We start from the raw sequence: 24165 nt of genomic DNA, 5'->3' as shown, positions 1-24165 counted from the left end.
AATATGTCCATTTTATGCAGTCGATGCTGGCTGGTTCCGGTTGCGCTCCTGCTGCTGTCAGGTGGGTGTTATACCTACAAGCCGCCGGAGGCGGTGCTGGAGGGAACGGTTTTCGACGAGGCCAACCGGGAAGCGTCGCGGCGGCGGCTGGAAGGGATCAAGGTGTTGACGCTCCGGCTGGCGCAGAGGATCGCGGAGGAGAACAACCAGAGCTTTCTGGCCACCTATCACGCGGTCAATGCCGCCCGGATGCGCTACTACCAGTCGCTCGGCGCTTACGCTCCCGAGATCACCGCCGGAACCGGAGTCGGCCAGACGCTGGAGTGGAACAATCATCTGGTCAACCCGATGCCGCATACGCCCGCCCGGAATTTCCGCTTCGACAGCACCACCAACGTGACGGCCAGCTATCTGATCTTTGACGGCTTGGCGCGTGAGCTCAATGTATTGATCCAGAAACGTGAAATCGAGCGGGAAAAGGCGGTCCGCATGAGGGTGATCTGCATGGTCAGGCAGGCGGTGGCCTATGCGTTCGACGACATGCAGCTCGCGGCCCGGCTCGGGGAGATCGCACAGCAGAACCGGGAGTTCCAGCTGAAGCTGCACGGGATCGTGGAGCCGGAGGCGCAGAGAAATCTGCGCCCGGAGGATGAGGTGCTCAACTTTCAGGTGCTGGCCGGCTATGCCGACGCTTCCCGGATCGCGGCGGTCTACCAGCTTGAGGTGTCGGATTTCGCATTGGCACAGTTGCTGGGATTGCCGGAGGGACGGCTGCCCGGTCCCCCCGAATTGCCGCCGGCCGATACCCGAATCCGTCCGCTGCCGTTCAGCATGGAGGCCACGATCGACCTGGCGCTCTCCAACAATCCGCAGATGCACATCATGCAGCAGACGCTGAAGATCGCCGAGTACAACAAGTTCAAAAGCTACAGTTCCTACGCTCCGACCGTGACCGCCCATGCCCGCTTTTCCTATAATGTGATGAGTTCCCGATACCGGGATTATATGTATTCGCACGGTTCGCAGGATACTCCCTCGTTCGAGTACGGGATTCAGGCGAACTACCTGATCTTCAACGGACTGAGCCGCTACAACCGGATGCGGGAGATGCAGGCGATGTATGCGATGGCGCAGTACGGCATGGCCGAAACCTATCTGCAGCTGGTGAACGATGTCCGCGCCGCCTGCGCCAACTATCAGAACCATGCGCGGCAGGCCCGGGTCTACCGCGATCTGCTTGCCGCCGCCCGGCGTCAGCGCGATCTGGTGTACGACCGCTATCTGAAACGGGAGGCTTCGGTGGACCGGATCGACAAGGTGCAGACCTATTACATCGATACCGAAGTGCGGTACGCCACCGAGATCAATCTGCTGAACAAAGCGCTGGCGCAGATCGAAGCGATCCTGATGGTGGAACTTTTTCCGGAAGATTGAGCGATACGGCGCTTGATTCCTGGAGTGGAACGTGATATTTTTCCTTCATCGCCAAATCGGAAGGAAACTGCCGTTCATGAAATTCGTCGGATTCAAAACAATATTCAAATTCAGAAAACGCCTGATGATTGCGGCCGGATTCTGCCTGATTGCGGGAGTGCTGTTCCTGTGGGGAGCCGACCGGGCGGTGGCGGCCGCACGGGGACGGATTTTCTCCGCGCCGGAGCTGATTCCGCCGCGCGACGTCGCTCTGGTGCTCGGCACCAGCAAACAGGCGAAATACGGCCCCAATCTGTACTTCCGGTATCGTATGGATGCGGCGGCGCGGCTCTACCATGCCGGAAAGGTCCGCAAGCTGATCGTCTCCGGCGACAACCGCCGCCGCGACTATAACGAGCCGGAGGACATGCGCGCGGCGCTGATCGAACGCGGCGTCGCCCCGGAGGATATCTACGCCGACTATGCCGGATTGCGCACGCTCGATTCGGTGATCCGGGCGAAGAAGATTTTCGGACAGACGCGCATTACGGTGGTTTCGCAGAAGGATCACTGCGAACGCGCGTTGTACATCGCGCGGAATCACGGGATCGATGCGGTCGGCTTTGCGGCGCGGGATGTGAGCTTGCGCCGTTTCCGGCTGAAACAGCGGTGGCGGGAAGCGTTTGCCCGCGTGCTTGCGGTGGTTGACGTGAAACTGCTGCACCGCGCTCCGCGTCATCTCGGGCCGCCGGTGCCGATCGAGTTTCAGGAGTGAAAGACCAGCGGGGCGGCGGGCGGCATCGTGAGCGGCTGCGCTTCCGGATGCTGGTGGCGGAACCAGGTGCGCTGGCGGCGGGCCAGCTGCCAGGTGGCGGTGGAAATCCGTTCGTGAAGCTGTTCGCGCGTGAGGTTGCCTGCCAGATGCTCCGCGATCAGCTTGTAGCCGAGTGCCTGATGGGCGGTCGGCGATTCGAGCAGCCCGGCGGCGATGGCGCGGCGCGCCTCCTCGATCCAGCCGGAATCCAGCATCGCGGCGGCACGGTCGCTGATGCGCTTGCGCAGGATTTCCGTCGGGGTTTCCAACTTCCAGGCGATGACCGGATAGCGGAGGCGGTCCATCGGATTCTGCTGCAGTTCGAGAATGGATTTGCCGGTCAGCAGCCTGACCTCAAGGGCGCGGATCAGCCGGCGGCGGCAGGCGTGCCAGCGGTCGAACGCCGCCGGATCGAGCTTCGCCATCTTTTCAAGCAACGCCGGTTCCCCCGCGTCGTGGTCGAATTCGGCGTCCAGCCGTTTGCGCAGTTCGGGATCGGCGGGCAGGTCGTCGATCCCGTAGAGCAGCGCGCGCAGATACATGCCGGTCCCTCCGGCCAGAATCGGCCGCCGCCCCCGCGCCCGGATCTCCGCGATGGCCCGGTCGGCGAGCTTCCGGAATTGGAACACATCGATTTTGTGATGAAAATCGAAGCAGCCGACCAGATGGTGCGGGATTTCGGCCTGTTCAGCTGCGGTCGGCTGCGCTGTGCCGATTTCCAGCCCCCGGTAGAGCTGCATGGAGTCGACGGAGACGATTTCGCCGTTGAGTTGCCGGGCCGCTTCAAGCGCCAGCGCGCTTTTGCCGGATGCGGTCGGCCCCATGAAAACCGGCAGGGGGGCATCATTCGACACGGTACACCCCGTGGTTGGGAGTGCGGAAAAGCTCTTTCAGCCGGACGTGGAAACGCTGCCCGAGCGCAAGTGCGGATTCGTCGTCGCGCAGGATCGCCAGGCTGCCGCGCGGGATCGAACCGACGATGCCGCGCGGCCCGTCGAAACGGTAGTTGGCCGGATCGGTCAGGCCGTTCAGGTTGCCGTAGAACATCACGGCCCACGGATCGGCGGAAAAGCTCAGGTAGATGGGCGGAGTGCCGTTTGGATAACGTTTCTTCAGTTCGGCGACGGTCTTGTCCGGCGTATGTTCATTCCGCAGGTAGTAGCCGAAGAAGTAGTCGTCGGAACCGTTGCCGCCGTTGCGGCGGGAGAATGCGAGCCGCAGCTCCGGCCACTGCGCCAGCCATCCCCACAACAGCACTGCGGCGGTCAGCGCGGCGATCCAGACGGCGGGCTGCCAGCGGCGGCGCCAGCGGCAGTTCAGGGCGCTCAGGTCGCGCAGCCCCCCCGCCAGCAGCAGCGCCCAGAGCGGCCAGAAGGGAAAGAACACGCGCGGGAAGGGGGCCACCTTGAGCAGCAGCGCCATCGGGATGGGCAGCAGCCAGATCGCGGCCCGCGCGGACCAGAGCCAGTTGTATCTGCGCCGGTCGAAGGCGAGCAGCGAACCGGTCGCCGGAATCAGCAGCATCGCAAAGCTGTAGCTGAATGCGGCCAGGACCGCGAGCAGCACCTTGCCGCCGCTGTTCCACCCTTCGCCGAGGTTGACCACCCCGATGAATTGGCGCATGACCGGCAGATAAAAAAAGAGCAGCATGGCCGGCGGCGTGAAAAACATCAGCCAGAAGCTCCGTTTGCGGTAGAAATCGGCCTGAAAGAGCGGCAGGGCATAGAGCACGACTCCGGCCAGCATCACCAGATTGCTGGGGATGGTGCCGACGGTCAGCAGTGAACCGGCTGCGTAGCAGAGCCAGCTTTTCCACTCGCGGCACCTGGCGAAGCGCAGTGCGAAATGCAGCGTCAGGGTGACCAGCAGCGCGCTGAGCATGTAACCGCGCAGTGCGGTCGCATAGATCAGGAAGGGTACGGATATTCCGAGCGCGACCAGCACGGGCAGCAGGAGCCTGCCGTTGCCGAACCGGGTGCGGAACAGCAAATAAAGTGCGGAAAGCGTTCCTGCTCCAAGCAATACGGAGAGGAGCCGCAGCCAGACGGTGGTGTCGAGAAAGGCGGGCTGGAATTCGATCCAGAGACGCAGCAGGAACGTATAGCAGATCTGGTTGTTTGGGATGGAATAATTGAGGTAGATCGCCGCCGGATTCGGGGCCAGCGCGAAATTGAGTACCGTGAGCGCTTCATCGAACCAGAGGGGACGGAACAGGAAACCGCGGACGAACCACATGTACGCCCCGAGAATGATCAGCAGCGGCAAAAAGTGATTCCGCTTTTTGGCCAACGTGGATTCCTCCCCCTGTCGAACTACCGGTGACTTCGGAAGAAAAAACCGGAACCGGTATGTACCGGCTCCGGCTTCCTGACTCCTGAAGAATCGCTCCGTCTGTTTAGAGGGAGATCGCTTCGCAGGGGCATTCGCCGACGCAGGCACCGCACTCGATGCAATCCGCCTCGTTGACAACCGCCTTGCCGTCGGCCATGGAAATCGCGCTCACCGGGCAGGAACCGACGCAGGTTTCGCAGCCGCTGCACGCATCCGTATTGACTTTCGCCGCCATTTTATACTCCTTGGTTGTGGATGATGACTTTAAGAAACGGGTATACGGCTAATATAACACACGTTTCCCAAATGTCAAGACGCCTGTTCCGCGTTGAAATCACGGAAAACGATCGCGGCCGTGTTCAGCGGATCACGAATTTGACGCGGTGCAGGATGTTCCGGCTGGATTTGCCGATCCGCAGCTCGAATTCGCCCGGTTCGACCACCCGCTCGCCGGCGGCGTTGACGATCGAGCAGGAGGAAGCCGGGATCACGATCACCGCCGTGCGGTTTTCTCCTGCCGGGATGCGGATTCGGGCATACCCTTTCAGCTCCTGGTCCACCCAGGTGGCGGAGGTTACCTCATCGCTGACGTAGGCCTGAACCACCTCGACGCCGTCCCGTTTCCCGGTGTTGCGCACCGAAACCAGCACCTTGATGAAATCCTCCGGCCCGTAGACGGTGCGGTCGGTGGTGACCGATTCGTATTCGAATTCGGAGTAGCCCAGGCCGTAGCCGAAGGGGTAGAGCGGCTGCTGGGTCAGGTCGGCGTACCGGTCGCCGTGCTGGCCGCGCGGCTGCATGTAGTAGATCGGCTGCTGGCCGACGTGGTACGGAATCGACACCGTCAGGCGGCCGGAGGGGTTCAGCTCTCCGGCCAGCGCTTCCGCCAGCGCCTGCCCGCCGAGCATTCCCGGCGAGAACTGCTGGATGATCGCGTTGGCCTTCTCCCGGACGGCGGCGGGCAGCAGCACGGGCTTGCTGGAGATCACCGCGATCACGAAAGGCTTGTTGGTGTCGGCGACTTCGGTGAGCAGCTGGTTCTGCCCGTCCTGAAGTTCGAGGGTCGCGGTGGATTTGAATTCGCCCCAGTATTTCGGCTGGTCCCCGACGGCGGCGACGATCATGTCGGCTTCGCCGGGGTTGTCGACGAGGATGAACTTCTCCGCGAGCGCGTCTTTCGGCGTGACGGTGCAGCGGCGCGGATGCTGTTTCGGGACGTTGGCCTGACCGGTGCCGAGGCTCCAGTCTCCGCACTGGTTGATCGGATTGTCGGCATTCGGCCCGACCAGGCAGACCTTGACCTGTTTCGCGTTGCGGACCGGCAGCAGCCCGTCGTTTTTGAGCAGGATCAGCGACTCGCGGGCGGCGGTCAGCGCGGCGGCGCGGTGTTCCGGCGTCCCGGCGGCGCGGTCGGCGGCGTCCGGATCGGGATAGCGGTCGTCCTCGAACAGGCCGAGCCGGAACTTGACCGACAGGATGCGGCGGACCGCCTCGTCGATCAGGGCTTCGTCGAGCATTCCCTCGCGGACCGCGTCGAGACAGCCCTGATAGAACTGCGGGGTGGACATGATGAGGTCGTTTCCGGCCTCGACCGCGATCTTGGCGGCGTGCTTGTAATCCGGGGCGATCTTCTGGCCGGTGACGAGGGTTCCGACGTTGTTCCAGTCGGTGACCAGCAGTCCCTCGAATCCCCACTCCTCTTTCAGCACTTTGCGCAGCAGGGTCCTGTTGGCGGTCATCGGCACGCCCTCCATCGACTGGTAGCCGGTCATGAAGGAGCCGACTCCGGCGCGCGCGGCCCGCTCGAAGGGCGGCAGGAAGTAGCTGCGCAGCTTGCGCATGGAGATATCCGCCTCGGAGGCGTCGCGGCCTCCCTGGGTTTCGGAGTAACCGGTGAAGTGCTTGGCGCAGGCGAGCACCTTGTCCGGGCTGCTCAGATTCTCGCCCTGAAGCCCGCGGATCAGCGCGATTGCGAAATCGCCGATCAGCAGCGGGTCCTCGCCGAAGGTTTCGCCGACCCGGCCCCAGCGCAGGTCGCGGGCGATGCAGAGCACGGGGGAGAAGGTCCAGGCGACGCCGGTGTTGCGCATTTCGCGGGCGGTCACGCGGCCCATTTCCTCGATCAGTTCGGCGTTCCAGCTGGAACTGATGCCGAGCTGGGTCGGGAAGATCGTGGCGCCCGGCCAGAACGAGTGGCCGTGGATCGCATCGACGCCGAGCAGCAGCGGGATGCCGAGGCGGGAGCTGCGGGCGAGTTCGATCGCCTTTTTGCAGTCCTCGCCGAGAATCTGGAGCAGCGAGCCGGGATGTTTCTCCTGAAACTCCTGTTCGAGATTGACGCGGCCGTCAAGCTGGCACATCTGGCCGACTTTTTCCTCAAGGGTCATCCGGCCGAGCAAGTCTTCAACCCGCCGCTCCACCGGGAGCGACGCATCCTGATAAGGGAACTTCTCCATACTGCAATTCCTCCATGATAATTCGCTAATTCAAGGCTGCGATATAAGGCAGATTCCGGTAATGCTCATCGGCGTCGAGTCCGTAGCCGACCAGATAGCGGTCAGGAGCGGTGAAGCCGGTCCAGTCGGCATGGGCGAGACCGTTCGGGCGCGGCAGCTCCTTTTCCACCATCACTACGGTCCGGACGCTCGCGGCGCCGCGGCGGCGGAAGTATTCGGCCACGCATTGCAGCGTCACGCCGCTGTCGAGCACCTCGTCGGCCAGCAGGATATGCCGCCCCGACGGGGGGATTTTCAGCGTGGAGCGGAACTCCGGTTCCCCGGTGCTGCGGCAGTTGCGGTAGCTGGCGACGCTGACGGTATCCACGTAGCAGTCGAGGCCGATGGCCCGGATCAGGTCGGCGGCGAAAGGCAGCGCCCCGTTCATCAGCGCGACCACGGTCAATTCTTCGCCCCGGTAAAATTCGGTGATTTCACGGCCGAGCTGCGCGATCCGGTTCGCGATTTCACCGGCGGAATAAATAATATCCATAGAAAATATGATTCCTCGTTCGATAGTCGCAATGGTTGAATATAGTTCTTTTTTTCTTGGAATGCAAATTGAATATTCGCGCCGCCGGAGTAAATTATGGGGCGTGATGTTGAGATTCAGCCGAAACGCGGGGTGTATGACGGTGAAAGAGGAGTATGAAAATCTGGAACGGCGGGTGATCCGCAGCTCGGTGGACTGGTCGGGGGCCGGTTTCACGCTGGCGGAATATCTGGCGGGGCGCTTCACCTACCGGGCCATCGATGAGTGGCGCGACCGGATCGCGGCGGGCGAGATCATGCTGAACGGCGAACTTTCCGACCCGGAACGCAGGCTCGAACTCCACGACCGCATCGAATACTTCCCCGCCGACATCGCCGAACCGGAGGCCGACCTGGATTACCGGATCGCCTACGAGGACGACGCGCTGCTGGTCGTGGACAAGCCGGGCAACCTCTGCGTCCACCCGTCCGGGCCGTTTTTCAAGCATACGCTGTGGCACCTTTTGTCCTCGAAGTACGGGAAAATCCACCTGGTGAACCGGCTCGACCGCGAAACCTCCGGGCTGCTGGTCGCCGCGAAGAATCCGAAAGCCGCCGCGAAACTGGGCAAGCCCGGCTGGCCGATGCGAAAGGAGTATCTGGCGCTGGTGTTCGGGAACTTTGCGGATCGGATCGAGGCATACGGCTTCCTGGTCCCGGACCTTGCCAGCGTGGTGCGCAAGAAGCGGCGTTTCGTGGCCGGAGAGCGGCCGCCGGAGGGGGCGGTCCGCCCCGAATCCGCCCGCACGGTGCTGCTGCCGGCGCGGAGCGGCGAACGGTATTCGCTGGTGCGGGCGCTGCCGGAGACGGGGCGGCTCCACCAGATTCGCGCGACGCTGTTTTCACTCGGCTTCCCGCTGCTCGGCGACAAGCTCTACGGGCCGGACGACGGAATCTTCCTGAAAATCCGTTCCAACGCGATCACCGCCGCCGACCGGGAGCGGCTGATCCTGCTGAGGCAGGCGCTGCACTCGGCGAAACTGGCGTTCCGTCACCCGGACACCGGCGAGACGGTCGCGGTCGAATCTCCTCTGCCGCCGGATTTCAGGCTGCCCGGTGTGTGACCGGATTCACCATTGATCCGGCGGCGGCAGATCGGAATTTTTCCGGCGGCGGGTGCGGCGGTATTCTCCCGGAGCGATGCCGTACTCCCGGCGGAAAGCGATTGAAAGCGACATCGCCGAGCCGTATCCCGTCCGCCGCGCGATCTCCGGGAGCGGCAGATCGCTTTTATCCAGAAAATGGCGGATCCGGTTGAAGCGCAATCCGCGCAGGAACTCCGACGGACTCTTGCGCAGGTGTTTCCGGAAGAGCCGGACCAGCATGGACGGCGAAAGCCCCGCCGCCGCCGCCGCATCCTCGACGCTGATGAAATTCATGAAATTCCCGAGAAAGAAGTCGACTGCCGCCGCCAGTTTCGGGTTGGAAATTGCCAGCACGTCGGTGCTGCGGCTGGAGACGATCGACGCGGGGGGCACCCATACGGGGGCTTCCGGCACCGTCTCTGCGTTCATCATCCGCTCCAGCAGTTCGGCGCTCATGCGGCCCAGTTTGAGCGGTTCGCCGCTGATGTGCGTGGTCGGAATCGAGGCGTTTTCGGTGAAAAACGGTTCATCGGTGTTGCAGAGCACCGCGAACTCCTCCGGTACCCGGATGCCCAGTTGATGGATGACCCGGTAGGCCACCGTCAGGTGACGGCCGTTGGGGATGAAGAGTGCGAGGGGACGCGGCATTTCCGAAAAGAATTCGGCAAGCCGGGCGAGTACGCTTCCGTAGTCCGCCAGTTCCTCCGGGCGGAGGTCCTCCTTCCAGTGGCAGACTTCCAGCCGGAAGCCGCGCCGCTCCAGTTCTTCCCGGAGCGATACCACCGGGTCGATGCCGTGGATGCATCCCTGCCGGTTCCAGTCGCGGGCGTCGATCGCGGCGAAGTTGCGGAATCCCCGGTCCAGAAAATAGTCCGCAATCATCTCCGCTATCCTCCGGGTATCCCCCGCCACGGTGCGGACGTTGCCGCCCGGCGTCAGCGTATGGGAGACGACCGGGGTGCGTTCAAAGTTGCGGATTTTCTTCAATTCCTCCAGCGGGAGGCAGTCGGTCAGCACGCCGTCGCCGGACCAGCCGGGCGGGATGCGTCCGCCGCAGAGTTCGACCTGCCAGTCGTGATCGCGGCCGAACCGGTGGATTTCCCGCACGATCTGATCGTTCGGCGACATCATTGCACAGAGTATCTGGCGCATCGGCCCTCCATGAAGTTCAGAAAATATATGTAATATTCTTCGTTTAATATATTTTCAATCATGCCGAAATCAAGTATAATTAATACAGTTTCAAAACTTTCAACGCGAAAGGAGTTAAAACGTGAAAGAAAAACAAAGATTTCGCCGGATTTGCAACTCATTTACTTTGATTGAGTTGCTCGTTGTGATCGCGATTATCGCGATTCTGGCCGGCATGTTGCTGCCGACTCTCAACAAGGCCCGTTCGAAGGCGCGGGAAATCACATGTGTGAACAATCTCAAGCAGATCGGGATGGCGCAAACGCAATATTCCGGCGATTTCAACGGCATGATGACCCCGATGCATTCCTACATCGGCGGGGATGCCAAGCCTTGGGCGGAGATTTTATACCGTGCCGGCTATGTCGCCGAACCGGCATACGGTTCCAAAGCGCTGTTAGTTTGCCCGGATACGCCGAAGATCAAAGGAGTTTGGACAAATTCATGGTGTACCTATTCCTATAATGATTACGACTCCGTCAATGATCGCCCGCGCGGTTATCACTACTACCCGGGGTGGGATGGAACTTACGGGAGTTATTGGAATCTTGTCGAACTTCGGAATCCGTCCCGCCAAATTGTGATCGGGGAGGGAGTTGAGAAGGACTGGGATAACCCTGCTTTTGCTGTCCGTATTGTGGGGACAGGCGGCAACTGGCCTTGCTTCTCCCATAATGGGGCACAGAATATGACCGCGCTGCTCGGAGATGCCCACGTCGAGTCGTTCAGTCGCACATCGCTGTTGGCCAGCCTTGACGGGGTAGTGGCGGATGGGGATGTGCACAAGGAGAGATTTTATCATTATGTACCTTAAGGCAGTTAATATGAAGTATCTTTGGGTTTTGAGCGCTTTCGTCATGGGGATGGCTGTCTCTGCGGCGGAGCCGCTGTTCGACATTGCCCGCAGCAGGCCGGAACATTATCAGCCGCTCGGCACGGGAAAGACCGCTTATGAAATCCGCGGCGACAAACTGCTTGTCACCATTCCGCCCGCCGTCGACACTCCCTGGCCCGGCATCATCGTGAAGCCGCAGAAGGGACGCTGCTTCGATTTTTCCGGCGGTTCGGTTGTCGCGGTTGACGTCCGCAATCTGAGCAACCGGCCGACCCGGCTTCAGGTTGAAGCAGTTACGCTCAGCAACCGTCCGGGCCGGGAGTTCGAGTATCAGGTTCCCGGCGGCATCGCGCTCAACCCTGGCGAAACCGCCACGCTGCGGCTTCCTTACCTCCGGGCCGGAAATTTCGGGGCCGGCTGGGCGCCTGCCGGGCTGATGGCGACATTTGACGGTTTCGACGAACGGCTTCACCATCTGGATGTCACTAAGGTCGAACAACTTCGCTTTTTCATTCACAATAACGAATTTGAGCAGAAATTCGAGCTTTCCGGCTTCCGGCTTGAGGAACCGTCCGCTCCGTTGCCGGCCGCTCTCGCGAGCGCTGCGGCTTTTTATCCCTGCATCGACCGTTTCGGCCAGTACAAGCATGCCGACTGGCCCGGAAAGCTGAAGAACGAATCCGACTTGCAAAAGGGCGCGGCGGAGGAAGCCGCCGAACTCGACGCCCAACCGAAGATCTCCGGGCGTACCGTCTACGGCGGCTGGGCCGACGGGCCGACGCTGCGCGCGACCGGCCATTTCTATCCGGCCAGATACAAAGGGAAATGGTATCTGGTGGACCCCTCCGGGAAGCTGTTCTGGTCGTTCGGACTCAACTGCATCACCTACCGGTATGACACCGGGCTGGACCTGCGGGAGCGTTATTTTGAATGGCTGCCGGGCAGGGATGATCCGCGTTTCGGCACCCTTTATGACATCGGCAACCCTGCTGCCCGTTTCTACAAGGAACGCGGGCTTCGCCCGAAGACCTTTGATTTCTACCGTGCCAACCTGATTCGCAAATATGGGGACCGCTACATCGAAAAATGGACCGAACGGACGAACCGCCGCCTCGAAAGCTGGGGATTCAACACGCTCGGCGGCTGGAGCTGCGATGAGATCGTTCGAGAAAGCCGCATTCCGTATGTCGCACAGGTTTATGCTTACGGAGCGCCGCATCTGGAAGGGGATGATGGATTCTGGTACAAGTTCCATGAAGTGTTCAGCCCGGATTTCCAGAAAGCGATCGAGGAAAATCTGCGTCGGAATGTGGAGATGCTCGACGACCCTTATTGCATCGGTTTCTTTGTCGACAACGAAATCAGTTGGGGCGGTGAAACCGGCTTGAGCCGTAGCGTACTGCTCTCTCCGGCAAAGCAGCCCTCCAAAATCGCTTTCATGCGGTTCCTGAAGGAGACGCACGGCTCCGTCAGCAAGTTGAATCTGGTGTGGAAAACCGATTTCAGGAGTTGGGACGACCTGTTGGAAAGCACCGTCCTGCCTGATGTAAGATTCGCCGGGAAGGATATGCGCGAATTCAACAATATGCTGGTGGACCGCTATTTCAAACTCTGCCGCGATGCGGTTAAAGCGGTTGCGCCGGGAAAACTCTATCTCGGTTGCCGTTTCGCTTTCGGCGGCCATCCCGTCGCCGTTCGCCATGCGGCGAAATATGCCGATGTGCTGAGTTTCAATCATTACCTTTATTCGGTCGGCAATATCACGCTGCCGGAGGGGATCGACAAACCGATCATCATCGGAGAGTTTCACTTCGGCGTTCCCGGCTACGGGCCGCCCCATCCCGGACTCTGCGCCGTCGCCAGTCAGGCGGATCGTGTCCGCGCTCTCGAACGTTATGTCGAAAGCGCCCTCTATAATCCACTGATCGTCGGCGCCCATTACTTCCGGTTCGCCGACGAGATGGCGACCGGCCGCTCTTTCGACTGCGAGAACATGCAGACCGGCCTCGTGACCGTCACTGATACGCCTTACCGGGAGATGGTCGAGGGAATCCGCGAACTGAGCAGCCGCCTTTACGAAATCCGCGCCGGGGAAGGGAGGGGACAATGAACGCAGCCGTTTCGGATACCCGCCTGATCAGCGGGACTTTTCTGCAGCTCGATCACTGGGATGACCGGGAGGGGGAGCGATTCCAGCGGGAACTGCGTTCGCTCACTCCGGATCACTGGCGGCAGATGCTTCATGATATGGCGGCGATCGGCATCGATACGCTGGTTTTCCAGCAGGCGGCGGATGCGCGCGGCGGTCTGGATGATGTGAGAGTTTATTATCCGGGCAGTTCCCTGCCGGTTCCCGAATGGATGAAGGGCAAGCCGGACCTTTACACCGAAGTCGTCGATGAAGCCGACCGGCTGGGCATGAAGATCTTTCATGCGGTCTACGGCATGCACCTGCCCAATCCGGCGGAACGGCTTGACGAAGCGATCGGGTGGGGAAGGCGGCTTCTGGCGGAGCTGCTCGAACGGTATGGCGGCCGTCCCAGCTTTGCGGGATGGTACTGGACTTACGAATATCCGCCGTCAACACCCGCCGGACGCGACTCGCTGCGCCGGATCGTTCCCGCCCTGCGGGAGCTTTCCGACGCGCCCTTGCTGATCGCTCCCAATTGCGACCGGGGGATGAGCGCCACCCTCCTGCAGGATATCGACGTCGACATCATCGCTTATCAGGACACGGTCGGCCTCGGCGTGGAACCGGATATTTTCGGGCGGTATGCGCGCGCCGACCGGTTTCGCAGCCTGGCGCGGCTGCCGTTTGTCTACGAGGAGCTGAGCTATGCTCATGACGCCTGGAAATCCGGCAATCCGTGGAACCAGTATGTCCGGCCCCGCGGCCGCACCCGTCTGTGGAATGACCTTGAAATCTGGGAGTTCGATCACCGGGGCGTTCTGCAGCCCGCCGAATTTTCACGGATCACCGCCCAGCTTGATCTGACCGCTCCGTTTGTGGAGAAACAGATCATCTATCAGTATCCCGGACTGATGCACAATCCCCGCCATCCGGTTCCGGTCGGAGGGGAGCGCGCGGCGGCGCTTTACGAAAATTATGCGATTTACCGGGAAGCTATGCTAAACGGCGGCAGGTAACGCAACGCAAGTACATCATGCAAACGGGGTGCGGAAGGGCCGATCGCTCTCCGCACCCCGTATTTCCGGCGCTTATCCGGTTTGAGGATTTGTCAGTCGGCGATCACGAAAAGCCAGCCGCTCTTGTAGTTCTTGAGGTTCTGCGAGAAGGTCCAGTCCGGGTGCCGTCCGGGCCGGTTGCCGATTCCCGCGTCGGAGTTGGCTCCGGCTGAGAAGTTGTTGTAGGCGAATACGGTCTGCTTTTCGGCGGTGTTGTGAACCTGCATCGAACCGTAGCCGCCGCCGGGGTTGACCTGATCGCCGAAATCGAACTGATCATCGGAGGCCCCTTCGACGCCCGTGTTATTCTGCGGTTTGTAGTCGTTCGGCCAGAATTCGATGTTTCCGGCGGGGAAGCTGCCGGTCTTGACGGAATCCACATTCGACTTGACCGCGAGGTTGGCCACCGGCTGCTGGAATCTGGCTCCGGCGGATTTGACCGGAACGCCCAGCTGGCGGACGTTTTCGGCGAAGTTGTCCATCTCCGCATACACCCAGTTCTCCTTGCCGCTCTTGTCGGTCAGCACCATCAGGTAGCCGACCCGCGCCGGCCTGGCGGTGAACTGCGCGGAGTTGTCGACCTGGTAGTTGACCCGGCTCTTGTCGCCGAAGCCGGAGCCGGTGCGCAGATTGTAGGCGTAGAGCAGCTTCTTTCCGGTGGTTTCGGGGACGAGGGACGCGGCTTTTTCCATCACGGTTTTCTCATCGTAACGGAACGGCGTGACGGTTTTCATATTGTCGATCTGCGCGACGACGAGGAGCTCGGCGTTTTTGTATTTGTTGGCGCTCTTGGAAAAGGTCCAGTCCGGATTCCCGGAAGGGTTGTTGCCGATGCCGAGGTCGCAGTTCGCACCGGCCCGGAGATTGCTGAAGGAGAACACGGTCTGCTTTTCCGGATAGTTGTGCAGTTGCATGGAACCGTAGGAGCCGTCGGCGCTTTTCCGGTCGCCGAAGTCGAAAGTTTTGTCGCTGGCGCCGGGAATCTGTTTCGCATTGGCCGCCACATAGTTGGTGGCCCAGAATTCGATGTTTCCCTTTTCAAATTTTCCGGTCTTCACGCCGGGGACGTTGCTGAACACCTCAAGGTTGTTGACGTAATCCTGAAAGGCGTTGCCGCCGCTCGCGGGGACTGCGATATCGGCGATCGCATCGGTGAAGGGGTCCATCGCGGCGAACACCCACGAGAGATTGCCCTCCTGATCGGTCAGCTTCAGCAGATAACCGACGCGCTTCAGGTCTCCGGCGAGCGTTTCGGTGTTGTCGGTCCGGTAACCGGTCTTGGCCCAGGTGCGCGGGTCGCACCTGGCGATCAGCTCGTAGCCGGTTGCTTCGGGGACCAGAGCCGTCAGCTCAGGGACTTCGGCATAGCCTGCTGCGGTCAAAGTCAGTGAGGCGGCGGTCAGAAAACGGTGAATTCGCATAAGAACCTCCTCGTTGGAAAGTTAAAACTGACGATACTATAAGTCGGATTGCGGAAATTTTCAAGTGCGGCTTACTTCGTTGCGGGGAGCAGAAAGGCTTCGGCGATGCCGAGATATTCGTAGACGGTCCGCTCAGTGTGGGCGAAACTCTCGGCGTTGGGGAGAAAGTCGAGCGGCGAACCACCGAAAGGGCCTTCGATATTGCCGGCGGGGGCGGGAATCGCATCGAGCCGGTATTTCCGGGCCAGCAGCATCAGCCGGGGCAGGTGGTAGGCCTCCGAAATCAGGATTTTGCAGCCGGGCAGTTGGGAGAAGGCGATTACTTCCTGCCGGGAGTTGGCGGCTCCTTCGATGGGGATGAGCCGCTCCGGCGCGATCCCGTAAGGGGCGAAAAAAGCGGCGAGCGCCCGGTGTTTGAGTTCCCACTGCCCGTCCGAAGGGTGGATTCCGGCGGCGATGGAGCAGCCGATGCCGCGTTTCCGCAGCGCGGCGGCGATCCTGCCCGCCTCGTGCAGCCGGATTCGCATCGCGTCGTTGAAGCGCAGTTCAGGAGCCAGTCCCGGCGCGCCGGAGAAGCCGCTGCCGGCGACCACGAGCGTGTACTCCTCCGGCGGCAGCAGGGCCGGATCGAGCGGCGGATACCGTCCAGTCAGCGTTTCCCGGAATACCTGGCCGAAGATTCCGGCGACCAGAAACAGCGCGATCGCCGCGACCAGCAGGATTTTCCCCCACTTCCGGCAGCGCGCGCCGCCTTTCGGATGCAGCAGCAGGATGGCCGCCGCAACCAGCAGCATCAGCAGCAGAGGCGCCGGGAACAGAAGCCGGGCGAGCAGTTTTTTCAGCAGCAGAATCATGGCATTCGCGGTGATTGCGGGCGGAAAGTGATACGGCTTGCTTCGGCATTCCGCGATATGCCTGACTGTAAGTTGAGCAGCATTTCTGCCTCCGAGTTGATGGTTGTGCGGGAAGATTCCTGTTAAATATAGTGCGAAAACCGGAATTGTCCACTTGCAAAACGAAAACGGCGGTGCTATTATCCATATCAGGAGCTGATACCGAGGTTCAAGTTTCATAGTTCAACTTTCAACATAAAGAAGGGGAATCATATGACCAGAGCAACCGAGTGCAGGAATTTCGTGATCGCGGGCCACGCCGGCAGCGGCAAAAGCACCCTCTCCGAACTGATGCTCTACAAGGCGGGCGCCATCGGCCGCCCCGGAACGGTCGACGCGAAGAACACCGTCTCCGACTTCATGGCGGACGAGCAGGAACGGCGCGCGAGCATCTACTCCACGTGCATGAACTGCATGTGGAAAAACAATCAGTTCTTTTTCGTGGACACTCCCGGATACGGCGAATTCATCGGACAGGCCGCCGCCGCCGTCCGCGCCGCCGACGCCGCGCTGGTGGTGATCGACGCGATCGACGGCCCGCAGGTCGGCACCGCCCGCGCCTGGAAGATGACCAAGGAGCGCCGGATTCCCCGCTTCGCTCTGGTGAACCGCCTCGACAAGGAGCGCGCCGACTTCAAGGCGACTCTCGAAGTGATGCGCGGCAACCACGGCAGATCGGTGATCATCCCCCTTTACTGGCCGGTCGGTTCGGGCGACTCGTTCAACCGCGTGGTGAACGTGCTTTTCGACAGGGATATTCCGGCGGAAATCGCCGACGACGTCGCCGAATGCCGCGGGTTGTGGCTCGACGCGATCGCCGAAACCGACGACGAACTGATGATGCGTTACCTCGACGGCGAACAGCTCGGCGACGAGGAGGTGCTCGCGGGCCTCAAGAAGTCGATCAAGCTCGGCCATACGATTCCGGTATTCGCGGGCAGCTCGGTCAAAGATGTCGGCATCACCGAACTGATGGATGCGATCATCGAGCTTTTCCCGACTCCGCTCAGCTACGTGACCGTCGACGGCGCCAAGCGCAAGATCAGCGAAGACGCCGACGCGATCGGCATCGTCTTTAAGAGCATCAATGACCCGTTTATCGGCCAGCTTACTTTCGTAAGGGTGGTTTCCGGCATTTTCAAGGGGGATTCCGACGTCTGGAACCTCTCGCGTCCCGGCGTGAAGGAGCGCATCGGCTCGATGTTCTTCATGAACGGCAAGAGCCAGACCGCCGTTCACGAGGCCGGGCCGGGCAGCATTTTTGCGATCGCCAAACTCAAGGACACCCACGTCGGCGACACCATTTCGGCGAACCAGAATGAAAAGGCGCTGCCGGGAATCACGTTCCCCGCCCCCGTGATGTCCTATGCGGTTTCGGCGCAGAAATCCGGCGACGACGAGAAGATCGCCGCCGGGCTGCACAAGATCATCGAGTGCATTCCGACCGTCCGGCTCGGGCGCGACGAGCAGACCCACGAAGTGCTGCTCTCCGGCATGGGCGACCAGCAGCTGGCGATCGTCGCGAAGCGGCTCAAGGACCAGTTCAAGGTCGAGGCGGTGCTCTCCACGCCGCGCGTGCCCTACCGTGAAACCATCACCGGCGCGGGCGACGGCCATTACCGCCATAAAAAGCAGACCGGCGGCGCCGGGCAGTTCGCCGAAGTCAGCCTGAAAATCTCCTACAACGATTCCGGTTACGAGTTTTCCAACGACGTGGTCGGCGGAGCGATTCCGAAGAACTTCATTCCGGCGGTGGAAAAGGGGATCAACGACATGCTCGAACGCGGGCCGCTGGTCGGCTGTCCGGTCGAACGGGTCAGGGTTTCCGTGTACGACGGCAAGTACCATCCGGTCGACTCCAACGAAATGGCGTTCCGCATCGCCGGGCGCATGGCGTTCAAGGAGGCGATGGGCAAGGCCAGCCCGGTGTTGCTGGAGCCGATCATGCGCGTGAATATCCATATCCCCGATACCTACATGGGCGACATCACCGGCGATCTGAACCACAAGCGCGGCCGCATCCTCGGGATGGAGGTGGAGGAGGGCATGCAGGTCGTTCAGGCGGAAGTCCCGCTGGCCGAAATGCACAAGTACGCCACCGAACTGCGCAGCATGACGCAGGGGCGCGGCTCCTTCGATATGAACTTCGTGCGTTACGAACCGGTTCCGCCGAATCTCGCGGCCGAAATCTCCGCAAAACATCAGGCGGAATCCGCCGAGGAACAGTAACCGGAAACCGGGATTTCGCTCCGGCGGGAGCGAAATCTCCGGGTAAGCATGACTATTCAGTCAGGCGCAGGGGGCCGAGACTGGAGGGGGCGGCGGCCCAGCCCCGGACTTGAGTGGGGAAAAGGGAGAGCGGCAAATAGGCGGGATCGCCGGTGCCGGCTGCGGGAACGTTCCGCGAGCGAAGCTCCGGATCGGAGAGCCGCTCGTAGCGGAGCAGGTTGCCGCGCAGGAGTTTGCCGTTGCCGGGGCGGAACGGCGCAAGGGCTTTCCACGGAATCGCCAGTTCGGCGGTCCAGACCAGCCGGCCGGGAGCGGACTGCCGGAGGGAAACGGCGGATTTGAGGCCGTGAATGTCGTATGAAGCGTCGGCTTCGATGCGGTTGTCCCGGTTCCAGCGCACGAGCGCGTCGTAGATCACGCCATTGGGCGCGATGGAGAGTTCGAGCAGGCGGCTGCCGCCGGGAAAGGCGAGCATCAGTTCGCAAAGCTCGCTTTCGTAGAGCGGATCATCGCGTTTGGCAAAGCGGGTTTCGACCGCGTCGGTGGAACAGACGAAGGCGGCGTAGAGGTACTCTTCATCCCACAGCAGCCGCACGATCGTCAGGTAGTTTTCGACGATCAGGTTGTTGAGCTTGCCGTTGTGGTCGCCGAGGTTGTACGGTACGGCGCGGTCAAACCACAGGGCTTCGAGTTGGCCGTCGATGGCCGGCGGAACGGCGGTGCGGCGCAGTTCCGCCTCCTCGAAGAGCCGCGCGCCCGAAACCGTGGCGGCGCAGAACAGCAATAGCAAAAACAGATTTTTCACGGCCGCTTCTCCACGGCGAACCGGATCGACTGTTCCGCTCCGGGAGCGGCGAAGCGGAAACTGCCGTCTCCGGCAGCTTCGACCGGATAGGGGCGGTGGGAGGGCAGGGCTTCGGCGTTGCCGGTTACGCCCGGCAGCCGGACGCTCCACGGTTCGGCGGAAGCCCCGCCGTTCGGATTGGCGAGTCCCGCCTTGCCGACGAAGCCGTAGCTTGCGGCGGTGACGCCGCGCCGGTTGGCGACGAGGATCGAATCGGGATTGGAGACGGCGGCCAGCAGTTTCCCGTCGAGCTTCAGCTCCCTGCCGCCCCAGAGAATCCATTTGCCGGAACGGGTGACCGCGGCGAAACCGTCGGGACGCAGTGCTTTGACCTCGACTTTCATGCCGTTCGGCGCGTCAAAGGCGATGTCGAGCGGGCGGCCGGAATCGGTGTTGCCGATCACGACGACGGAGGGCCACACGCTGGCGCGGAATCCGATCGGATCGATCCGGTGGTGGAGCATCCGCTCGGTTGCGGCTTCGCCGATCACGTCGTTGGCCTCAAACTCCTGCTGAAGCAGCGGCCAGTAGGGCAGTTCGCCGCGCATCGTGTACCCCTGACTGGTTCCGTAGAGCCGGCGCATCACGCGCATACTGTCGAAAGTCAGGCGGTTGTTGCCGTCGATGCCCATCAGGTTGAAGAACTTGTCGCCGTAGACCAGTTCGTTCAGCGGAATGTAGGTGGCGCCTTTGCCGAGCTTGAGGTTTTCGGCGTCGGAGAAGCCGCGCGGATAGGCTTCGGCGAAGTCGTAGCTGTCGAGATACTGCTCCTGCCCGTCCTCGGTGCCGATCATCCACGCGGGGTCTTCGGCGCGGATTTGCCGGAACGCCTCCTTGCAGGCGCGGGAGTTGCTGTCCTTGCCGTAATATTCATACCCGGCGAGGTCGTTGAAGTCGAGATAGGGGCTGGAGCCGCCGATCTGGTCGACGAAAACGCCGCCGTAGATCGCGTATTTCTTGAAGTGGTCGAAGGTGTTCCGATTGCCCGGCAGGATGAACTGCGGCGAAACCATCCGCAGCCGCGAACCGCTCCAGAAGCTGAAGGGCTGGATTTCGCCGTTGAGCTGGCGGACCGACTGGGTGATCCGGTAGGTGTCGGACTCCTCGTCGAAGTTGATCGGATTCATATAGTAGGTGACCGGGCTGCGGTTGGCGCGGGTGAACGCCGCGAACTTTTCAAAGGCCGCGTTGCCGCCGTTGCGTTCCGAGACCGGGAAAAGATCCGGGTAACCGACGTCGAAGGCCCCCCACCAGCCGTCGTAACGGTAGGCGGGTTTCACACCGTACTGGGTTTCGAGGCTGCGGATGAATTTCTCCGCGTCAGCGAAGCCGACGGAGAGTTTGGCCCGCTCTTTTTTGACCGCCAGCGGCACATGTTTATTGCCGCCGAACGCTTCAAATCCGGCGATTTTGACTTTGCCGTCGAAGACCGCGTTGGCGAGGGCGGGGCGGGCGGCGAGCTTTTCCGCGGCGGAAACCTGCGCCCACGGCTGTTGGCGCGCCCAGTCGGCGTAGACCGCCGCGAAGTCGTGGTAGTCGCATTTGCCGAACGGGACGAATACGTAGGGGAAGGGCAGTTCGTAGCGCCCGGAGCCGTCGAGCCAGGGCCTTTCGCGCCAGCCCAGCACGAGTTTGCCGTCGCGTTCTTTGCCGTGGGAGGCGAATTTCAAAAAGCCGAGCGCATCCTCCACATACCAGAGCAATCCGGCGTCGGGCGTGTAATGGCCCATGAACTGCATCCACATATGGCCGGGGGCGGGGCGTTCCACATAGTTTTTGACGAGGTCGCCGCGCAGCAGTTGCCCGTAGCGGTAGGGCCAGACGATCCGGCTGTCCGGAGTGGCGGCCAGTCCTCCGATGCGGCCGATCACCAGATTCGGCGTACCGGTCCAACCTTTCGGCGATTCGATCGTGTAGGTAAGGTTCAGCCGGTCGCCGGATTCGGGAATCGCATAGCGGAACGTGATGTTCGCCTTGCCGCACTGATAGGTGCGGGTGGCGGAGTCGGCGGTCTCCGAGCTTTCGATCGGGGCGGCATTGGCGGCGCTGTAGGTTTTGCCGTCGAACTGGAACTCCCAGAACCGGGCGGAGGGAATCCGGATGGCCGCGCCGTCGCGTTCCAGAAATTCCGGATTGCCGTCGGCGGCAAAGCCGACCCGGATCGATTTTCCCTGCAGCACCGTTTGTTTCGGCCGGTTGTTCACGCTCAGCTCCGGCGGGGCGAAGGTGCCGTGCTCTTTGGCGGCGAAAGCCTGCAACTGCGAACTTTCAGTCCGGCGCACCAGCAGAAAAGTGACCGCCTTGCCCCGGTTGGCGTTCAGGAACTCCGTCAGGGCGGCGGAGTCGAATTGCAGCTTGTCGCCCGGCCTGGCTTTGGCCGGGAGTGTGGCGTCTCCGACCGGAACCACACCCGCCGGGGGAGGAGCGTCGCGGCCGACCGGGAAGTTGTGTTTGACGCCGGGAGCGGTTGCGAAGGTCACGGCATTTTCCTGCCAGTCCGGCGTACCGACGGCGTAGAGCCGGAAGTCGTATTTCCAGCGGGCGCTCTGTTCGCCCTGGCTGGAGAGCGTCAGCGTGATCCGGGCGTCGCTCACCGGTTCGGCGAGCCTGGCGAGGTCGAAGCGGAAGAGCGCGCAGCGGGTCAGCGCCGGTGCGGAATTCCGGTCGCGCTTGACCATCATCTCCGGCTGTCCGCCGAAATTCCGGTCGCGCTTGCCGAAGTCGATTCCGGCGTCGGCCCCGCCATCGGCGGTGGTGAGTACCGTGGCCGCGGCCAGTGCCGATCCGAAGCTGAGCAGTGAAGTGTAAAGCAGTTTTTTCATCGGGAAACCTTTCCTGAAATCAGTTGGTAAAGCCGGGGATGGTCCAGCGCACGCCGTACATGCCGACCTCCGGCTGGCCGAGACTGCGGACGCTGTTGTCCGCAAAGACGATGTTGGCCCGTTTGGCATGGCGCAGGATGATCGATTTCGGAGCGCCGCCGTACGCCATATCCTGATATTTGTCCACTTCGCCGTTGCGGTCGAGGTAGTGGCACTGGCGGTAGTTGGCGGTGGTCCAGCCCGCCCGCTGCGAATCGGCGACCAGCACCCAGCGGGAGGGATGTTTGATCTGGCTGAGCTTCTGCCGCAGCCCGTTGGCGTCGCGGCCGGGGGCGAGATTTCTGATTCGTTCGATATCCACCTGCGCCATGCCGTAGACCTCATGAAGCTGGGAGTTGTCGGAGATATCGCGGAATACAAACGGCTCCGACGCGGGGCAGACGAAAACCGACGCCTTGCCGTCCACCGGTTTCGGCAGGTAGTTCTGCCCGATTTTGACATCCCACCCGGAGATCATCATCCACCATTTGCCGTAATTTTTCTGGTTGCCCGCCCACTGGATCGGCGGCAGCCAGTCGTTGAAATCCCCTGCGTAGAGCATCAGCCCGTTGCCGACCTGTTTAAGATTGTTGACGCAGGTGGTTGCCCGGGCCTTCTCCCGCGCGGAGTTCAGGGCCGGAAGCAGCATCGAGGCGAGAATCGCAATGATTGCAATTACGACCAGCAACTCAATAAGTGTGAATTTCTTTTGCATCTTTTCTGCCTTTCTATTTTGAGGGATGGTTTGTAAGATTGCGTTCTTGTACGGATTCTCCGGCGAGGATCACGTTGGAGGCGGCGGTGCGGTAGAGCAGGCGGCCGGGCTGCGGACGGATTCCGAGATCGTGTTCAAAAATCTGGCGGACCAGCGGCGCCGGATCGGGCGTGTCCACCGTGGTCAGGGATGGAATGGCCATCCGGGCCTCCTCGGTTTCACCCCAGCTGACCACTGAAATGTCCTCCGGCACCCGGATCGCGTGTTCGTGGAAGCAGCGCAGCGCGGCGCGGGCGATCGGCGTGGCCAGGCAGAACAGCGCATCGGCGTCGAGTTCGCCGCGCGCGATCACGCCGTTGAGCACGTTGTAGGCGTGGGGCATCGACCACACGAAAGGCGCAACCGGATCGTTGTGGAGCCGCCCGGTGCAGCCGTATTTTTTCAGCGACGCGCGCCACTGGGCGATGCGGGCGTCCACGGTGGAGCTGGCGGGCTGCGTGTTGAGGCAGTCGATCCGGCGGTGCCCGCGTTCGTACAGATACCGGATGAGGTCGTCGATGGCGGCGGGGTTGAGTCCGTCCAGACAGCGGATGCCGTACCGGGTCAGGTCGTGGAACAGCGTGACCAGCCGGTCGGACTGCTTTTTCAGCTTTTCCAGAAACAGGGGATCGGCGCCGTCGAACCGCAGGAAGATCAGGTCGAATCCGCCGTCCAGCCCGTCGTACAACAGCGGATCGTCGTTGTGACAGTAGACGATCTCGCGGAAACTGCATTCAAACTCGCCCGCCGTTTTGCAGATCGAGTTGCGCCAGACGGAGTTGGGGATTACGTCGAGCGGATGGATGAATGCCACCTTGAAGGAGTTTCGCCGGGAGCCGGGGCGGTTGCAGATTTCAAGCCGGCTGTTGTCGGCGCGGCGCAATACGCCGTCGGCGATCAGTTTCTGCACCGCCTGCCGGGCGGTCAGGTAGCTGACGCCGATCTCCGCCGCGAGCTTCGGAACTCCGGGCATCGCGCAGAAATTGTAATCGCCGTTTTCGATCCGCCGTTTCAGCTGTTCGGCGATCTGGACGTATTTGAGTTGCGGGGCCATCAGATTATCTCCAGTTTTTTGTATATACAGTTAATTATATATAAAAGTCGATGAAAAAGCAAGAGGAAAACCGAAAAAAATCGAATTATTTTTGATTTTCCCGGTTATCGGCATGTTTTCCGGTATTGCGGAGTGATCGGCGGGACTGTTTTTTGTGTTAGAATTCTGTCAGCATATTGTAAAGAGGGCGAAAACTGATATATTACCGGATATGGGTTATCGAAAAGG

19 protein-coding genes are annotated in these 24165 nt (G+C 61.4%); 7 read left to right on the top strand and 12 right to left on the bottom strand.

All coding sequences use genetic code 11. The features are described 5' to 3' along the window. Positions 1 to 3: 3 nt before the first annotated feature. Both C8D82_RS03685 and C8D82_RS03680 read left to right on the top strand, forming a co-directional pair. Complete coding sequence (locus C8D82_RS03685) at positions 4 to 1434, top strand: TolC family protein (protein WP_116882920.1); 1431 nt, start codon at positions 4 to 6, stop codon at positions 1432 to 1434. 76 nt (positions 1435 to 1510) lie between these two features. Next, positions 1511 to 2188: a SanA/YdcF family protein gene (locus C8D82_RS03680; protein WP_116882919.1), complete on the top strand. Its 678-nt coding sequence runs from the start codon at positions 1511 to 1513 to the stop codon at positions 2186 to 2188. On the opposite strand, the gene miaA is transcribed toward C8D82_RS03680, so the two are convergent. From miaA to C8D82_RS03655, 5 genes are all read right to left on the bottom strand, one after another. Further along, entirely contained in the window at positions 2179 to 3081 is a 903-nt protein-coding gene (miaA, locus tag C8D82_RS03675; protein WP_116882918.1) for a tRNA (adenosine(37)-N6)-dimethylallyltransferase MiaA, read from the bottom strand. The genes C8D82_RS03680 and miaA overlap by 10 nt on opposite strands. Continuing rightward, a complete protein-coding gene (locus tag C8D82_RS03670; protein ID WP_116882917.1) occupies positions 3071 to 4516 on the bottom strand; it encodes a hypothetical protein in 1446 nt (481 codons plus the stop codon). Before C8D82_RS03670 ends, miaA begins: the two co-directional genes overlap by 11 nt. A gap of 106 nt (positions 4517 to 4622) precedes the next feature. Then, the gene (locus C8D82_RS03665) at positions 4623 to 4793 is read right to left on the bottom strand and encodes a 4Fe-4S binding protein (protein WP_116882916.1); all 171 of its coding nucleotides are present in this window, start codon (positions 4791 to 4793) and stop codon (positions 4623 to 4625) included. A 124-nt stretch (positions 4794 to 4917) separates the two neighbouring features. After that, on the bottom strand, positions 4918 to 7014 hold the full coding sequence (locus C8D82_RS03660; protein WP_116882915.1) for a glycoside hydrolase family 3 N-terminal domain-containing protein: 2097 nt from the start codon (positions 7012 to 7014) through the stop codon (positions 4918 to 4920). A 25-nt stretch (positions 7015 to 7039) separates the two neighbouring features. After that, positions 7040 to 7546, bottom strand: a complete 507-nt coding sequence (locus tag C8D82_RS03655) for a phosphoribosyltransferase (RefSeq protein ID WP_116882914.1) — start codon at positions 7544 to 7546, stop codon at positions 7040 to 7042. A gap of 136 nt (positions 7547 to 7682) precedes the next feature. On the opposite strand from C8D82_RS03655, the gene C8D82_RS03650 reads away from it, so the two are divergent. Then, positions 7683 to 8648, top strand: a complete 966-nt coding sequence (locus C8D82_RS03650; protein ID WP_165832809.1) for an RluA family pseudouridine synthase — start codon at positions 7683 to 7685, stop codon at positions 8646 to 8648. A gap of 6 nt (positions 8649 to 8654) precedes the next feature. Here the strand turns inward: C8D82_RS03650 and C8D82_RS03645 are convergent, their stop codons facing one another. Then, positions 8655 to 9821 (bottom strand): helix-turn-helix domain-containing protein, encoded by a 1167-nt coding sequence (locus C8D82_RS03645; protein ID WP_116882912.1) that lies wholly within the window; start codon positions 9819 to 9821, stop codon positions 8655 to 8657. A gap of 121 nt (positions 9822 to 9942) precedes the next feature. Between C8D82_RS03645 and C8D82_RS03640 the strand changes: the two genes are divergently transcribed. Genes C8D82_RS03640 through C8D82_RS03630 form a run of 3 tightly spaced genes read left to right on the top strand, consistent with a single transcriptional unit; the run spans position 9943 to position 13842 of the window. Then, on the top strand, positions 9943 to 10674 hold the full coding sequence (locus C8D82_RS03640; protein WP_116882911.1) for a prepilin-type N-terminal cleavage/methylation domain-containing protein: 732 nt from the start codon (positions 9943 to 9945) through the stop codon (positions 10672 to 10674). Between the two features lie 10 nt (positions 10675 to 10684). Then, positions 10685 to 12805, top strand: coding sequence for an alpha-amylase family protein (locus C8D82_RS03635; RefSeq protein ID WP_116882910.1), 2121 nt, complete (start codon positions 10685 to 10687; stop codon positions 12803 to 12805). Beyond that, positions 12802 to 13842, top strand: coding sequence for a DUF4434 domain-containing protein (locus tag C8D82_RS03630; RefSeq protein ID WP_116882909.1), 1041 nt, complete (start codon positions 12802 to 12804; stop codon positions 13840 to 13842). Before C8D82_RS03635 ends, C8D82_RS03630 begins: the two co-directional genes overlap by 4 nt. Before the next feature lie 92 nt (positions 13843 to 13934). Here C8D82_RS03630 and C8D82_RS03625 read toward each other — a convergent pair whose 3' ends face one another. After that, the gene (locus C8D82_RS03625; RefSeq protein ID WP_116882908.1) at positions 13935 to 15302 is read right to left on the bottom strand and encodes a hypothetical protein; all 1368 of its coding nucleotides are present in this window, start codon (positions 15300 to 15302) and stop codon (positions 13935 to 13937) included. A 71-nt stretch (positions 15303 to 15373) separates the two neighbouring features. Next, the gene (locus tag C8D82_RS03620) at positions 15374 to 16156 is read right to left on the bottom strand and encodes a YdcF family protein (protein WP_165832808.1); all 783 of its coding nucleotides are present in this window, start codon (positions 16154 to 16156) and stop codon (positions 15374 to 15376) included. Positions 16157 to 16408: 252 nt separating this feature from the next. Between C8D82_RS03620 and fusA the strand changes: the two genes are divergently transcribed. Further along, positions 16409 to 18424, top strand: coding sequence for an elongation factor G (gene fusA, locus C8D82_RS03615; RefSeq protein WP_116882906.1), 2016 nt, complete (start codon positions 16409 to 16411; stop codon positions 18422 to 18424). A gap of 52 nt (positions 18425 to 18476) precedes the next feature. On the opposite strand, the gene C8D82_RS03610 is transcribed toward fusA, so the two are convergent. Genes C8D82_RS03610 through C8D82_RS03595 form a run of 4 tightly spaced genes read right to left on the bottom strand, consistent with a single transcriptional unit; the run spans position 18477 to position 23937 of the window. Then, positions 18477 to 19229, bottom strand: a complete 753-nt coding sequence (locus C8D82_RS03610) for a carbohydrate-binding family 9-like protein (RefSeq protein ID WP_116882905.1) — start codon at positions 19227 to 19229, stop codon at positions 18477 to 18479. Beyond that, entirely contained in the window at positions 19226 to 22090 is a 2865-nt protein-coding gene (locus C8D82_RS03605) for a DNRLRE domain-containing protein (RefSeq protein WP_116882904.1), read from the bottom strand. Before C8D82_RS03605 ends, C8D82_RS03610 begins: the two co-directional genes overlap by 4 nt. Positions 22091 to 22109: 19 nt before the next feature. Next, positions 22110 to 22844 carry a type II secretion system protein gene (locus C8D82_RS03600; protein WP_116882903.1) on the bottom strand — a complete coding sequence of 245 codons (735 nt, stop codon included), beginning with the start codon at positions 22842 to 22844 and terminating at the stop codon, positions 22110 to 22112. A 13-nt stretch (positions 22845 to 22857) separates the two neighbouring features. Beyond that, on the bottom strand, positions 22858 to 23937 hold the full coding sequence (locus C8D82_RS03595) for a substrate-binding domain-containing protein (protein WP_116882902.1): 1080 nt from the start codon (positions 23935 to 23937) through the stop codon (positions 22858 to 22860). Positions 23938 to 24165: the final 228 nt, after the last annotated feature.

The sequence above is a fragment of the Victivallis vadensis genome (assembly GCF_003096415.1).
GTDB classification, from domain to species: domain Bacteria; phylum Verrucomicrobiota; class Lentisphaeria; order Victivallales; family Victivallaceae; genus Victivallis; species Victivallis vadensis.
Note: the sequence above shows the minus strand (reverse complement) of the source record. Positions and strands in the feature narration are given on the sequence as shown.